Annotated in this window: 14 protein-coding genes and 1 pseudogene; 5 read left to right on the top strand and 10 right to left on the bottom strand. The window is 60.8% G+C overall.

Translation table 11 applies throughout. The features are described 5' to 3' along the window. Positions 1 to 16: 16 nt before the first annotated feature. The gene (aglG, locus tag NO347_RS07520; RefSeq protein WP_256289009.1) at positions 17 to 928 is read right to left on the bottom strand and encodes a glucosyl-dolichyl phosphate glucuronosyltransferase; all 912 of its coding nucleotides are present in this window, start codon (positions 926 to 928) and stop codon (positions 17 to 19) included. 163 nt (positions 929 to 1,091) lie between these two features. On the opposite strand from aglG, the gene NO347_RS07515 reads away from it, so the two are divergent. Continuing rightward, a complete protein-coding gene (locus NO347_RS07515; RefSeq protein ID WP_256289008.1) occupies positions 1,092 to 2,513 on the top strand; it encodes an oligosaccharide flippase family protein in 1,422 nt (473 codons plus the stop codon). Positions 2,514 to 3,100: 587 nt separating this feature from the next. Here NO347_RS07515 and NO347_RS07510 read toward each other — a convergent pair. From NO347_RS07510 to glmU, 4 genes and pseudogenes are all read right to left on the bottom strand, one after another. Continuing rightward, positions 3,101 to 3,550 carry an HVO_A0114 family putative DNA-binding protein gene (locus NO347_RS07510; protein WP_256289007.1) on the bottom strand — a complete coding sequence of 150 codons (450 nt, stop codon included), beginning with the start codon at positions 3,548 to 3,550 and terminating at the stop codon, positions 3,101 to 3,103. 23 nt (positions 3,551 to 3,573) lie between these two features. Beyond that, positions 3,574 to 3,968, bottom strand: a pseudogene (locus NO347_RS17255) (toxin-antitoxin system TumE family protein). Between the two features lie 512 nt (positions 3,969 to 4,480). Beyond that, a complete protein-coding gene (locus NO347_RS07505; RefSeq protein ID WP_256289006.1) occupies positions 4,481 to 5,860 on the bottom strand; it encodes an ATP-binding protein in 1,380 nt (459 codons plus the stop codon). A gap of 267 nt (positions 5,861 to 6,127) precedes the next feature. Further along, positions 6,128 to 7,327 carry a bifunctional sugar-1-phosphate nucleotidylyltransferase/acetyltransferase gene (gene glmU, locus NO347_RS07500; protein WP_256289005.1) on the bottom strand — a complete coding sequence of 400 codons (1,200 nt, stop codon included), beginning with the start codon at positions 7,325 to 7,327 and terminating at the stop codon, positions 6,128 to 6,130. A gap of 493 nt (positions 7,328 to 7,820) precedes the next feature. Between glmU and NO347_RS07495 the strand changes: the two genes are divergently transcribed. Both NO347_RS07495 and aglJ read left to right on the top strand, forming a co-directional pair. Continuing rightward, complete coding sequence (locus NO347_RS07495) at positions 7,821 to 9,068, top strand: orc1/cdc6 family replication initiation protein (RefSeq protein ID WP_256289004.1); 1,248 nt, start codon at positions 7,821 to 7,823, stop codon at positions 9,066 to 9,068. A gap of 196 nt (positions 9,069 to 9,264) precedes the next feature. Continuing rightward, entirely contained in the window at positions 9,265 to 10,185 is a 921-nt protein-coding gene (gene aglJ / locus NO347_RS07490; protein WP_256289003.1) for an S-layer glycoprotein N-glycosyltransferase AglJ, read from the top strand. Positions 10,186 to 10,380: 195 nt separating this feature from the next. Here the strand turns inward: aglJ and NO347_RS07485 are convergent, their stop codons facing one another. Further along, entirely contained in the window at positions 10,381 to 10,704 is a 324-nt protein-coding gene (locus tag NO347_RS07485) for a DUF5789 family protein (protein WP_121569513.1), read from the bottom strand. A gap of 134 nt (positions 10,705 to 10,838) precedes the next feature. On the opposite strand from NO347_RS07485, the gene NO347_RS07480 reads away from it, so the two are divergent. Beyond that, entirely contained in the window at positions 10,839 to 11,051 is a 213-nt protein-coding gene (locus tag NO347_RS07480) for a ribbon-helix-helix domain-containing protein (RefSeq protein WP_049985763.1), read from the top strand. A gap of 35 nt (positions 11,052 to 11,086) precedes the next feature. After that, positions 11,087 to 11,359, top strand: coding sequence for a hypothetical protein (locus NO347_RS07475; protein WP_256289002.1), 273 nt, complete (start codon positions 11,087 to 11,089; stop codon positions 11,357 to 11,359). 11 nt (positions 11,360 to 11,370) lie between these two features. On the opposite strand, the gene NO347_RS07470 is transcribed toward NO347_RS07475, so the two are convergent. From NO347_RS07470 to NO347_RS07455, 4 genes are all read right to left on the bottom strand, one after another. Continuing rightward, positions 11,371 to 11,787 carry a JAB/MPN domain protein-containing protein gene (locus NO347_RS07470; protein ID WP_256289001.1) on the bottom strand — a complete coding sequence of 139 codons (417 nt, stop codon included), beginning with the start codon at positions 11,785 to 11,787 and terminating at the stop codon, positions 11,371 to 11,373. Positions 11,788 to 11,842: 55 nt separating this feature from the next. Beyond that, positions 11,843 to 12,319, bottom strand: coding sequence for a PIN domain-containing protein (locus tag NO347_RS07465; protein ID WP_256289000.1), 477 nt, complete (start codon positions 12,317 to 12,319; stop codon positions 11,843 to 11,845). Further along, positions 12,316 to 12,567 (bottom strand): hypothetical protein, encoded by a 252-nt coding sequence (locus NO347_RS07460; RefSeq protein ID WP_256288999.1) that lies wholly within the window; start codon positions 12,565 to 12,567, stop codon positions 12,316 to 12,318. Before NO347_RS07460 ends, NO347_RS07465 begins: the two co-directional genes overlap by 4 nt. 90 nt (positions 12,568 to 12,657) lie before the next feature. Then, positions 12,658 to 13,344 (bottom strand): DUF4336 domain-containing protein, encoded by a 687-nt coding sequence (locus NO347_RS07455; RefSeq protein WP_256288998.1) that lies wholly within the window; start codon positions 13,342 to 13,344, stop codon positions 12,658 to 12,660. Positions 13,345 to 13,404 lie beyond the last annotated feature (60 nt).

Raw genomic sequence — 13,404 nt, 5'->3', positions numbered from 1 at the left:
AGAGTTGCTCCCACACCTACGTAACGAGCGCGTAGAGGAACCCGAGTCCGACTGCCGCGGTGAGAACGGTCGCAAATAGCCCCTTCTTCGCACTCGCAACCGACCGATCCCGAACTGTCTCGATAGCGTAGCCGGGCAAGCCCTCGAACAGCAGATACGAGAGGAACGCCCCCTCCTCGCCGCCGGCGTCGTCGATGAGTTCCTCGAGGACGCGCTTCGAGTAGCCCTGCCAGAACGCCCGCTCGAGAAGCCACCGCGGGTCGGTCCGATACTCGAACACCTTGTGCTCGACGACGGCATCGGGATTGTACCAGACGCGTTCCCCGAATGCCTCGTACATTCGCGCCGACAACTCCGTCTCCTCGCCCTGAATCTGCCTGTCGCCGTGGCGGCCCAGGTTGGGGTCGAAGTCGCCGACTTCCTCGAACACGTCGCGTTTGAACGAAATGTTCGAGCCGAACGTGTTCCTGACTTCGCGTTCGTCTTCCGGGAAGCCCCGGTGAGTGACGCCGACGAGCCAGTAGAACTCCGGCGGGAGCCACTCGGGTTCGCCGGCGACCCATCGCGGGGCCATCCGGCCACCGGCCGCAATCGCGTCCCGACGTTCGTACGTGTCGACCAGTTCTGCGAGCCAGTCGTCTCTGGCAATGGCGTCGTCGTCGAGGAACGCCACGACGTCACCGCTGCTCCGTTCGATCCCGGCGTTCCGGCTCCGAGAGAGCCCCATATTCGAGTCGTTACAGTGGAGAACGACCCCGTCGACGTCGCCATACTCGCGCTGCACCCGTTCGTAGAGTTCGTCGCTCCCATCTATCACGACGACGACTTCGACGTCGTCGTACGTCTGCGCCAGCACGCTCTCGATCGCGTCTCGGAGGTCATCGTACTGGTCCGGATCGTACGCGCAGACGACGACGGAGACATCCATCGACCGATCGATGCCAACGAACTACCGTAAGGATTGTGTATCGATGTATTTGGCGTCGATTACGGAACGCGCCGGCGTCTCATTTGGGACGGCTTATCCGTCTCGGACGTCGTATGTCTGCTGTGAACCGCAAGCGACGCCACGCGCGGTTCCGTCCCCAACGATGAGAATCGGCCAGACCTCCTTCGTCGTCTTCGCCTCGAAGCTCCTCGGCTCGGCACTGGGATTCGTTGCGACCCTCTATTTCGCCCGAACCCTCGGAGCCGCCGTACTGGGGCAGTACGCCCTCGTGCTCGCGGTCGTGGCGTGGCTCTCGCTGGCCGGGAACCTCGGCATCTCCGGGGCGATTACCAAGCGAATGAGCGAGGGGACAGACACGCCCGCGTACGCGACTGCCGGTGCACTCGTCGTCGCGGCGCTCGGCCTCGCGCTCGGTGCGCTCGTGCTCCTCTTCGATGAGGCCGTGAACGCGTACGTCGGCGAGCCGGTCGCACCGCTGGTCGTCGCGCTCCTGCTGTTGGGACTGTTTCAATCGCTCACGAACTCGGCACTGCAGGGCGAGCGGAAAGTCCACATCACGGGGTTGCTCACCCCCGTCGGGATCGCTGTCCGCAGCATCATCCAGATCGCGCTGGTCTTCGTCGGGCTCGAACTGGTCGGGATGATCGCGGGCTACGCCATCGCGAACTTCCTCGTCGCCGTCGTCGGCCTCGCGCTGCTTTCGGTCGGTGTCGCTCGTCCGACTCGCGAGCATTTCGAGTCACTCTACGAGTACGCGAAGTTCTCGTGGATCGGCGGCCTCCAGTCGCGGTCGTTCAACGACGTCGACGTGCTGCTCTTGGGTGTGTTCGTCCAGTCGTCGCTCGTCGGCGTCTACTCGGCGGCCTGGAGCATCGCGAAGTTTCTCACGCTGTTCGACTCAGCGGTGAGCTCGACGCTCTTCCCGGAACTCAGCCGGGCCGACGCGGAGGGCAACAGAGAATCCGTCGCTGGGCTCGTCGAGGATTCGCTGACGTACGGTGGCCTCATCCTGATCCCGGGTCTCTTCGGCGGGTTCTTGCTCGGCGAACGGCTGCTCCGTATTTACGGTCCGGAGTTCGTTCAGGGCGCGGCCGTCCTCTGGATCCTGATTCTTGCGACGCTGCTCTACGGGTATCAGAAGCAACTCCTGAACGCGTTGAACGGCATCGATCGTCCGCGGGTTGCATTCCGGATCAACGCGGCGTTCATCGCGGCGAACGTCGTCCTGAACGTCGCGTTGATATCCGCGCTGGGCGTCGTCGGCGCGGCGGTGGCGACAACCGCGTCCGCAGCGCTCGGCGTCGTCCTCGCAGTCTCCGCCTTACGCTCGGAAGTCCACTTCACGATCCCGTACGGGGAAATCGCTCGGCAGTTCGTCGCCGCCGTAGCGATGGCGGCCGTCGTCGTCGGGTCCGAGACGATTCTGGAAACGGCGACGAGTCTCAATCACAACTTCGCGACGGTGGTTCTCCTCGTGGCCGTCGGCGCGACGGTGTACTTCCTCTCGCTGTTCGGCCTCTCTGCGCAGTTCCGAGCGACGGTGATCGAAAATAGTCCGTTGTGACATCCGTCTTTAGTTAATACTCATAGTAATACCGAATCGCTGTGATTTACGCCCGAGTCCCGTCCGAACAGCACCTCAAAGAACCGTAATCCCTCATTTCCAGCGCTCCTCATCGTTTGATTTCATACAGTATGGCATCTCGACGGACTGAATCAGCCCGCCAATACTGTTAGTCATCTTTAGAGAGCGAATTATTACCGACAATCTTAGCTAAAGACGAATGTCCGTTGTGACTTTCCTCTACTCTCTCGGCGCCTACGTGTCTCGATCTTTGAGCGTATCGTCACCAGCGTTGCTTTTCCAACTCGACGGCGACCAAATAGAACGAGCAACTAACGATTGTCCCGGGCAAGATGTGCGTGCAACCGCTCCAGTTCCGCATTCTATTCAGTCATTATGCACACGATAATATTATCGCGTGCATAACAGCTGTTCGCGAAAACTTCGTCTGTCGACTTCATAGACCTCTCCCCTACGATAAACATCATCACGGTGAGAGCTTCGAATATTAGGATTGTGGCTACCAGAAACCCGCTGATTATAGGAGTAGCGAGGCGAAACCTCATCGGTTCACTCGTGTGGGGATGTCAGGGCGCAGCAGTGGCCGTGTCGCCAGCCTCTGGATCGAATGAGAGGTTGATAACGAGTTCGTCAAACCAGACGACCGGGCGCTTACGCTGGCCGTCTTCCTCGAAGAAGATGATGCCCAGCTGGGCGAGCCGGCTGAGCTCCTGGTGGACGTTCTTCACGTCCCGGTCAACGACACGTGCAGTTTCGTTGATGCTGGTCGGTTCTTCCCGGCGGATTGCTTCGATAAGATCGAGGACGCGCGGCGTCAGCGTTTCCATCAGATCGTCGTAGCTGGTAAACGAGAGCGTCGGCGTGGAATCCGCGGCATCGCCTCGTTCGAGCGCCTCGACCCCGTCAGTGACGTCGACGTGGAACTTACTGGAGGACTTCACGGTCACGACGAGGGTTGATTCAGCTCGAAGCTGTTCGCGCTCCATCGGGTGCAACGGCGGCGTGGTATCGTTCATAGGTATCACTGTGTGTGGTGGCCTCACTTGACCTCGAACTCGGATTTGGGGATCTCGCTCCAGAACCGTTCCCAGAGTTCGACCATTCCCGGGAACATAATGCTGTCTGGGCCGGGGTCCGGTGCAACGTGTAGTTCGTGCCCTTTCGTGTCCTCGTGCGAGTTGTCGTCTCGAAAACGGCGTCGCCGTTTCGATGAGTCGTCGAAAATCTCCGATTTTCGAGATACCGACGAATCGTCCCATCATCAAGCGTGCGGGTCGGGTCTGGCTCCGTCGCGCCGTAGTGAAGCTTGTAAGCCCACCCAGACGGGTACGCGTCACGGCCTGTCCGCATACAAAACACGCGGACGACGGTCCCGTCGGGGTACTTCTGCCCCTCGCTCACACCATTGAGATCGTCGTCGGTCAGTGAAGCTATCCAATACTATTGGTTTACAGGACAATAGAATAATTCTATTGGTCAGGAGAACAATACCAGTCGTCGCATTTCCCAATACTCGTACGATTCCTCTTCACGCGGAGGTCAACAGCCGCGTGACATCCTCCCGCGCTAAAGACGGGGGCCTCCCACCCGGTGTTGGCCGGGCAGGTCAATCCTGAAGGTTGGGAGTCTAAGGTTTGCTGGACAGTCAGCCAGTGGCTTTGCCACGAAGCCGTTACTCGTACCCTGTAGAGGGCTTCGAGCTACCTGATTGTTTAACGACTGTCGGCGTGGGCGGCTTACCTTTTGATTTCGGCTACGAACCGTGGCAAACACCGAGTCAACTGCCAGTTCTCCACGCACAGTCCGTAGTACGTGGTTTGTGACTTAAATCGTCGGATTCATCTGGTGGCTGAAGCCACCAGTATTTTCCTCGAATCTCTATAAGTTGCTGCGTCGACGAGAATCAGATTCGGCAATGAGGTTCGCTTGAGGGAAGAGTGCAGGCACTATGGGGCGTCGAAGATGGCTTCGAGATCCCGCACGGAGAACAGATGCACATCCGATCGGTCCGCGGTCTGTGCCTTGATCTCGTCTGTGAATCCAGATCGCGAAAACAGTGCGTACTCGACCGTCCGATCTCCAGTATGCCATCGAACCTCCGGTGTTAGGGCTTCGAGATCCGTCAGAAGCCCCGTACCCACGGGATCGTTCGTCCATTTACACTCGCCCAGCAGCAGTGTGTCCGTCTGTGAGTTCAGTCCGACGACATCGATTTCCGCACCATCGTACCACCAGCGGCCGACACGATCGCACGCAACCGGGAACGCACTCGTCGCGACGGCCTGCTGACAGATGTTCTCGAAGGTCTGACTCGTGTGTGTTGGTAATGCCTCCTCGATCGACCGACGGACTGGGGCCGTCCGTCCCTGTTCGAGGACGCCGCGATTCGGCGCAACGAATCGGAACCAAAAGCGGAGAAAGTCATCGGCAATCCGATAGACACCGCGGCCGTCGGGGTCGGTGACCGGGGTCTCTCGAATCACGAGCGCAAGTTTCGAGAGATTCTTGAGATACCGAGAGATGCTACTGGCGTCTTTGCCGATCTCGGTGGCGATTTCCGTCACCCGGGTCGAACCGCCTGCGATCGCTTCGAGGATCGCCATATACGTCGCCGGCTCCCGGAGTTCCTGTCGTAGCAGAAACTCCGGTTCCTCGTAGAGAAATTCTCCTTTCGAGAGCACGTGCGATTCGATGTTCGACAGCAGCGAGGCGTCGGGATCGAACTGTTCGAGGTATGCGGGAACCCCACCGAGGACGCTGTAGGCCTCGATCTGCGTCTCGATATCGTAGTCGCCGAAAAACGCCCGCGCATCAGCGAACGAGAGCGGAGTGAGTTCCCACTGTCCGGTTCGACGGCCGTAGAGTGGACTCTCGTAGCTCAACACCCCTTCTTCCATCATCGAGATCGACGATCCGAGGAGGACAAGCGAAATCTCCGTGCCATCGAGGACGTCGTCAACAATCGTCTGAAACACTGATGGGATCGATTCGTCTTCCGCAACGAGATACGAGAACTCATCAAGCGCGACGATACAGGCGTCGTCGACGCGGTTCGAGAGATATCGGAACGCATCGACAAAGCCGTCGACGGCAGGGGTGACGTCGTCGAACTGATCGGCACATTGGGCAGCAAACTGTTCCGCATTGCGAGCGGTTCCACGCTGGTCACAGAGGTAATACACTGATTTCGTGTCGATCGCATCCAGTGCTGTCGTCACCAGCGTTGTCTTCCCGACTCGACGGCGACCATACAGAACGAGCAACTGACGGTCGTCCCGAGCAAGATGTGAGCGCAACCAGTCCAGTTCCGCATCTCGGTCGATCATTATGCACACGATAATATTATCGCGTGCATAATAACTGTTCCCAGGATTATCCGCCGAGCGATTACTCGCCCACGATCCTAAAGGGCGGAGACCCTCGGGTATCGAGTTTCACCGACAATTTCGACGGTATCGGTGAACGAACGGGTCCCGGGGACCTGTGAACATCCGAAACTGACCGGGCAGATCGATCTAGTTGGCTTCCAACGATCTCGGAGCCTGTTTCCCCATTCGAGTCGGCTTCGACGGCGCAGAGGAAACACGGCCGTGCTAGTTCTCGACGTCGCGCAGAACAGTCTTTCCGGGTTCGATCCCGACGCCGCTTCCGACTTTCACCCCGGCGTTGAGGCTCACGTTGATCCCCGTCTTCACTTCGTCGCCCAGCACCACGCCCAGTTTCCGCCGCCCCGTATCGACGCGCTCGCCTTTCACCGTCATCTGCACCGACGCGTCGTCGTGGCGCAAATTGGCGACTTTCGTCCCCGCGCCCAGGTTCACGTCGCGGCCGAGCAGGGAATCGCCGACGTACGACAGGTGCGGCACCGCCGCATCCGACATCAGAATGGAGTTTTTCACCTCGACGCCGTGGCCGACGTGCACGTCCGGTCCGATCGCCGTCGCCCCGCGGACGTAGGCGTTCGGCCCGATCTCAGCACCCGATTTCACGATGACCGGTCCTTCGATCACGACCCCCTCTCGAACGGTCGCACCCTCCTCGACGACGACATCGCCCTCCAGTTTCGCTCCGTCTGCGACGTCTCCCTGGACGTCGCGACCGATATCCGCGAGCACGCGTTCGTTCGCCGACAGCAACTCCCAGGGGCGGCCGACGTCGAGCCACTGGCCGTCGTACTCGACGACCGAGATCTCGTGGCCGTCATCGAGCAGTAGTTCGAGCGTCTCGGTGATCTCGAACTCGCCGCGCTCGCTCCTTGCCGTTCGTTCGATGTACTCGAACACCTCCGGTTCGAACGCGTAGCAGCCGACGTTCGCGAGGTTCGTCGGCGGGTCCGCGGGCTTCTCGACGATGGCTTCGAGCGAGCTATCGGTGTCGACAGAGACGACGCCGTAGGAGGTGGGATCCGAGACGGGCGTCGTCGCGATCGCGTGCCCACCGGCGTCGGCGAGCGCCGTCGGCAATGCGGGATCGACGAGGACGTCGCCGTTGAGGACGACGAATCGCTCGTCGACGACGGACTCAGCCTGCCCGATCGCGTGTGCCGTCCCGGCAGGCTCGCCCTGCTCGACGTACGTGATCGGCACGCCGCGGTACTCGTTGCCGAGCTGGTCGATCACGTCCGCACTGCGGTAGCCGATCACGACGACGAACTCGTCGACGACGTCGAGACACGCGTCGAAGACGTGTTCGAGCAGCGGCCGACCACCGGCGGGAAGCAGCGGCTTCGGTCGAAAGTCGGTCAGCGGTCGCATCCGCGTTCCCTGCCCGGCCGCGAGCACGACTCCGTACATACTGCCTCGGATGATACAGCGTTGCATAGGTACTGTGGTTTTACTATCGCTGCATCGTCCCCTTCGCAGCCGGTTTGTCTGTGATACGAAGCGAGACACACCCCTCGTTTCGTCTGTTCTGGATCTGGAGGAACCCACTCCAAGTCGCAACAACCGCGACGAACGCAGACACACCACTGATTCAAGTGAAACTGCCAGCAGATGGGGGTGGGGGACGACAATCGAGGGTTGGCTGCTGGAGTGGATCAATCGAGTCGGCTGTTGGTCCTCGTGCGTTACTCGCGTCCACAGTGAGCGACACCTGTGCCCATATCCGTGTGCTAGGCCTGCACAGAGTTGGGCGAATATGTCAGCGCTTTAGTCGAAACTGTGGACTGTTTGCGTATACAGCCTCGACACATCGCGCTTCACTTGCAATAGTGGTGTGTCTGTGCGGTCCACCTGAAACAAATGAAAGGGTGGTATTATATACTGTACGAGAGAGAACACTGATATGCGCCACTTCGAGCGGAAGCAGAACATCTTCCGGAACAAAGATGCTCTCGGGGAATCTTACCAACCGGAGCAGATCGAAGAGCGCGACGACGAGATTCAAGAGTATATGGACGCCCTACAGCCGGTGATCGACGGGTGGGAGCCGAATAACATCTTTCTGTACGGAAACACCGGCGTCGGAAAGACTGCTGTCACCGAGTTTCTCTTAGATCGTCTTGAGGAAGACGTCGCCGCATACGACGATGTCGACCTCTCGGTCATCTCGCTGAACTGCAAAACGTTGAATTCGTCCTACCAGGTCGCCGTCGAACTCGTGAACGAACTCCGTCCCACGGGCGGCGAGATCAGCTCGACCGGCTATCCCCAACAAACCGTGTTCAAGAAGCTCTATCAGGAACTCGAGGCACTCGGCGGCACGGTTCTCATCGTCCTCGACGAGGTCGACTCCATCGGCGGACGCGACGAACTCTTGTACGAACTCCCGCGGGCCCGTGCCAACGGGAAGCTCGATGAGACGAAAGTCGGGGTCATTGGCATCAGTAACGACTTCAAATTTCGCGAAAAGCTCGACCCGAGAGTCCAGGACACCCTATGTGAACGTGAACTCCAGTTCCCGCCGTACGATGCTCCAGAACTGGAGAACATTCTCACGTCGCGAGCCGAAACCGCAATTACCGACGGAGCGGTCGGCGAGGGAGTCGTGGAATTCTGTGCCGCGCTCGCAGCACGCGACAGCGGCAGCGCTCGACAGGCGCTCGACCTCCTGCGCCTCGCCGGTGAAATCGCTGAGAACGACGACGCCGACCACATCGCGTCGACGCACGTTGAAGATGCGAGAGCCCGTCTCGAACAAGAGCGTGTCGAGGAGGGGATGCGCGAACTGACGACCCACGGACGCCTCGCGCTGCTCGCCGTGATCTCGAAGGCAGCGAAAGAGGCGACGCCGTGTCGAACGCGCGAGCTCTACGAGGAGTACCGATCGCTGTGTGAATCCTCGGGTACAGACACACTCACGCAACGTTCAGTGCATAACCACCTCTCTGACCTTCGGATGCTCGGGATTCTCACTGCTCACGAGAATCGAAGTGGATCCCGCGGCAACTACTACAGCTACGAGCTAAACGTCCCCTTCACAAGCGCGATCAAGGCGATGTCTGACGTTCTTCGACTCAACAGAGAAATCGAGACGATTCGTGACATTGCGGAGATGAACGGAATCACGGATACACACCACCGTTACAACTGAAGCAATTACTGTCCCCCCTCCTGTTCGCGGCTTCACTCGAAAGCGTGGTGTGTCTGACCGACCACGTTCCCAAGATCTGCGGTTCTTCACGCGACTGTTCACGTGAAAACGTGGTGTGTTATGTCTTGGTCGACCACCGGCGATCGTCACTACTGTTCCGGAATCACTTTCACCCCTGCACGACCCACTCCGCACGATGGATTACGACGACGTCTGCGTCCTCGTGCCCACCTACAACGAGGCCGAGACGATCGGCCAGGTAGTTGAGGACTTCCGAGACGCGGGCTTCGACGACGTGCTCGTCGTCGACGGCGGCTCCGGCGACGACACCGACGAGATCGCCGAGGCGCACGGCGCGCGCGTCGTCTACCAGTCGGGCTCAGGTAAAGGACAGGCCGTTCGCGAGGGCGTCGAGGAGTACGTCGACCGCGAGTACGTGCTGATGCTCGACGGCGACGCGACCTATCGTGTCGAAGACGCCGACGCGATGCTCCGGCCACTCCTCGAGGGTGACGCCGAGCACGTCATCGGCGACCGCTTCGCGGATATGCGCGAGGGCGCGATGACGCGCTTCAACCAGATCGGCAACCGGATCATCAACCGCGGCTTCGCGACCGTCCACGGCGAGGACTTCCAGGACATCCTCTCGGGCTACCGCGCGTTCACGCGCGACTCGTTCCTGAAGATGACGCTCACCTCCGACGGGTTCGGCATCGAGACCGAGATGGCCGTCGAGTGCGCCAAACGGAAGATCCCGACGACGGTCGTTCCGATCACGTACCTCCCGCGGCCCTCCGGGTCGGATACGAACCTCCGGCCCGTCCGCGACGGCGGGATCATCTTCCTTGAACTCTACCGCCGCGCGAAGACCAACAATCCGCTGTTTTACTTCGGCAGCCTCGGCGTCATCTCTAGCCTCACCGGCTTCCTCGTCGCCGTCTACGTCGCGGTCGAGTGGATCACGCGGAACATCTCCCACGAGGTGCTCGCGGTCGTCGCCGCCTTCGGTATCATCGTCGGCGTCCAACTGTTGATGTTCGGCGTGCTTGCAGACCTGATTCTGACGCTCCACCGCGACACGCTGCGGAAGATCGAAGAAGAGACTGGCACCGAATAGGAGGATCACGGACGCATCGCAGCCAGCGAAGCGACGCGGTGCGGTTGCCGCCGCATTGCAGCGGGCGCTCGACGTATTGTACCGCGAGGCGAGCGGCGCGAGCCGAGCGGATTTTCCCCTCCAGGTTTTTGCGCGGTGGGTACCCGCAGCGGCGCGGAGCGCCGCGAGGAAACCCACCGTGGAAAAAGGTGGGTGTTAGAACGGAAGCAGCGCCCGCAACTGCGAGAAGATGCCGCCACCCGACGCGCGGTACTCCTCCAGGACGGGATGCAGCGCGTCGAGGAGCTCGCGCTTGCTGTCGAACTGGCTCGTGCCGACGGAGGCCAGCGCCTCCGAGAGTGCGACGGTGTTCCCGTTGGCGTCGTACGGAATCGCGGGATCGTTCAGCGCGCGCACGACCTCGTCTGCTGTGGCAGGAAAGGTGAGATCGGACTCCGAGAGATATGGAGTGAGCGCCGCGATGCCGAACTCCAGGGAATCGGGCTCGTCGTCGCCCTGCTGCGGTGGTCTGACAGCCATTGCGGGCAGGTACGGCTGCAGGGGTGGAAAAACCCCCGGCTCTCGGTCGAGCCCTCGGTCGACGGACCGCCGCAGCGCACGCACAGGAACTCCACACTGTTTAGTTCGGCCGACGCCTCGTCTTTCTCAGGACGATGACCGAGTACACCACCGTTTCGATCCCGAAGGACCTGGCCGAGCGCGTCGACGAAACCATCGAGGGGACCAGCTTTTCGAGCACGAGCGACCTCGTGCGCTTTCTCCTCCGAAGTATCGTCATTCAGTACCAGCGCGAGGGCGAACTCACCGAAGCGCAGTTCGAGGACATCGCAGAACAGCTCGCGGACCTGGGCTATCTTGATCGGTGACAACGTTTACCCAGTAGAGCCTTCTACTGAACTGTATGGCCACGTCAGTAAAGGTGGACGACGAGACCAAGTCCCGGCTTGAGCGGTTACAGGCCGAAATCCGACTGAAGGCGGGAAATCGGGTCACACAGCAGGAGATCCTTGCCCGAGTCATTGAGGACGCGATCAGATCGAAAGACGACCTCGTTGATTCTTTCCGCAAAGAGCGCGTTCCGGTCTCCGAATCCGACCGGGATGCCTTCCATAAGGCGATGATCTCGTCTGGGACAACGACGTCCGAAGCGGATCTCGACGATGTCCTCTACTGATTCTTTAGCCTCTATTCCGCGAGCGTCTCTCGCGGCGGTTCGACGTCGAGCACGTCGAGATCGAGTTCGCGGTCGTTGCGATCGAACGCCGCACACGACGCCTGGTCCCAAGGCGGCACTGCGACGACGAGTGCGGCGGCGAAGGTGTCCTCGCGGGTCGCCTCCAGCGGTCCCTGCGGATGCGAGACGAACCGCGCGCGGCCGCGGCCCGCGGGAGTACCGAGGTCGACCCCGAAGACGGCGGCGACAGACCCGCTCGCTTCTGGGAAGTAAAAGTGCGTCAACACCGGCGTCTCGTCGTCGAGCCCGAGATCCGTCTCGAAGTCGCCGGCCGGCGTCGACGCGAGCACGACGCTCACCGAGGCCGGTTCCTCTGCCTCTGCCATTTCGAGGAGCGCGTCGAGAAGCCCGCGAGTGATGTAGACCACGAGTGCTCAAACGGGAGCGTGGATGAAAACGGCGTCGGAGAATTTTGGAGGAAGTTTAGTGATCCTCGGTCTGAAGAAGTGAGATCCCTCTTTCGACGACTGCATCCGTGACGAATAGGCTCGTTTCCCGTTGTAAAGCGCGCATCAGATCCGCTGCCTCCTGTTTGGAAGATCTCCCGCGAGCGCAACCCAACGCAATCACACCGATCGAACCGTGGACTTCGACGTTCTCGTCTTCGGCGACGTTGCGGGCTTCGAGATCGTCAGTCAAGAGTACGACATCACGTTCGATTGCGACGTTGAGAGCGGCTGTTTCACCGGGATCAAGACTATGATCTGCCTGAGTGAGACTCTGCCTCGCCCGTACAATCTCGTGCGCGATACTCGATAGCGTAGGTGAGTCATCTCCCACTTCTAGTTCATCGTATACCGTCTGAGGAATGAGCAATTCGTCGACAGTCGAGAGCAAATCGAGAGCGTCCGCCTCCTCCAGGTGGATAAGTGGGCCAGTATCGGCGACTGCGACGATCACGCGTCGAGGCCCCACGTAACGTCGTCCTCAACCGCTTTCACCTCTCTTTCGGCCCGCTTGACGTGGTCACGACCGACGAGTTTGACCGCTCGCGCCCGATCAATCTCACCGTCTACATAGCGGGTCAAAACGAGGTCTGTCCACAGGTATTCAACGCCGCGCTCGAGAGCCTGTTCGAGAATCTCGGATTCGGCGACTCCCCGGGCTTCGGCGAGCTCTTGGACTCGGTCGGTGATCTCTGCGGCCATATCTAATGACTGGCAGTACGCCAACTTAAACGTCTGTGGCGGCTGCGACAGATAGGAGGTCTGAGGCTGTTATCGCGAACGGACTGACGATCAAGACAGCAACTCTCGAATCGCACGTCCGTACGCGCCCGGCAGATTGCGCCGGGCGTTATCGAGCGCGTCCCGAAGCGCCCGCGCGGCGTCGGTCAGCACGCCTTCGCCGTGACCGACGAGGACGCGGTCGACGTCGAAGCCGCGGAGCGCGCGACGCGGCGGCGCGGGCCGAAGCATCGGATGCACGCCGAGTCGTTCGCCCGGAGCGCAGAAGTACGAGGCTGTCCCGACCGCTTCCGGCACGACGAGCGTCTTGTCCGCGCGGTGATAGAGCCCGACCTCCTGCCACGGCGGGACGCTGGTGTCGAGGATCGGGAACGCCTCGAAGCCCGAATCGCTGAGTTCCCGATCGAAGCGCTCGATCGGCGCGTCGATCTCCTCGACGACGCCGGACATCCACTGCGGGACGTAGACGGGGGCGTCGTGGCGGGTCGCGAGCGCTGCCGCGTCGCGCTTGTGTCTGTCGAGGCCGACCACGACGCCGGATACGTCGCCGAACTCGGCCAGGAGCTCGTCCAGATCGGGGGCATCGACGGGATCGACGACCCACACGCCACCGTCCTCGCCGACGAGTGCGTGGCTCGCGCGTTCCATCGTCTCCTCGGGATAGGCGATCCAGCCGACGCCCCGATCCCACCGGTCGATTTCGCGGTACTCGTTCGTCGCGCCGCCCTTCATCGGCATACTGGGTAGTGCGCACGCGACGCGCATAAAGTTCCTCGCCGGTCGGGTCAGCTAGCGGCG

Origin of the sequence: Halobellus inordinatus, from assembly GCF_024464655.1 — an archaeon.
GTDB lineage: Archaea > Halobacteriota > Halobacteria > Halobacteriales > Haloferacaceae > Haloquadratum > Haloquadratum inordinatus.
The sequence above is the reverse complement of the archived record's forward strand: the minus strand, read 5'-3'. Positions and strand labels throughout refer to the sequence as shown.

Excerpts from the sequence above, each read along its gene's own strand:
- NO347_RS07495 (WP_256289004.1), top strand. The coding sequence starts at position 7,821 with ATGCGCCACTTCGAGCGGAAGCAGAACATCTTCCGGAACAAAGATGCT.
- NO347_RS07515 (WP_256289008.1), top strand. The coding sequence starts at position 1,092 with ATGAGAATCGGCCAGACCTCCTTCGTCGTCTTCGCCTCGAAGCTCCTC.
- aglJ (WP_256289003.1), top strand. The coding sequence starts at position 9,265 with ATGGATTACGACGACGTCTGCGTCCTCGTGCCCACCTACAACGAGGCC.
- NO347_RS07485 (WP_121569513.1), bottom strand. The coding sequence starts at position 10,704 with ATGGCTGTCAGACCACCGCAGCAGGGCGACGACGAGCCCGATTCCCTG.
- NO347_RS07460 (WP_256288999.1), bottom strand. The coding sequence starts at position 12,567 with ATGGCCGCAGAGATCACCGACCGAGTCCAAGAGCTCGCCGAAGCCCGG.
- NO347_RS07480 (WP_049985763.1), top strand. The coding sequence starts at position 10,839 with ATGACCGAGTACACCACCGTTTCGATCCCGAAGGACCTGGCCGAGCGC.
- NO347_RS07510 (WP_256289007.1), bottom strand. The coding sequence starts at position 3,550 with ATGAACGATACCACGCCGCCGTTGCACCCGATGGAGCGCGAACAGCTT.
- aglG (WP_256289009.1), bottom strand. The coding sequence starts at position 928 with ATGGATGTCTCCGTCGTCGTCTGCGCGTACGATCCGGACCAGTACGAT.
- NO347_RS07475 (WP_256289002.1), top strand. The coding sequence starts at position 11,087 with ATGGCCACGTCAGTAAAGGTGGACGACGAGACCAAGTCCCGGCTTGAG.
- NO347_RS07505 (WP_256289006.1), bottom strand. The coding sequence starts at position 5,860 with ATGATCGACCGAGATGCGGAACTGGACTGGTTGCGCTCACATCTTGCT.
- NO347_RS07455 (WP_256288998.1), bottom strand. The coding sequence starts at position 13,344 with ATGCCGATGAAGGGCGGCGCGACGAACGAGTACCGCGAAATCGACCGG.
- glmU (WP_256289005.1), bottom strand. The coding sequence starts at position 7,327 with ATGTACGGAGTCGTGCTCGCGGCCGGGCAGGGAACGCGGATGCGACCG.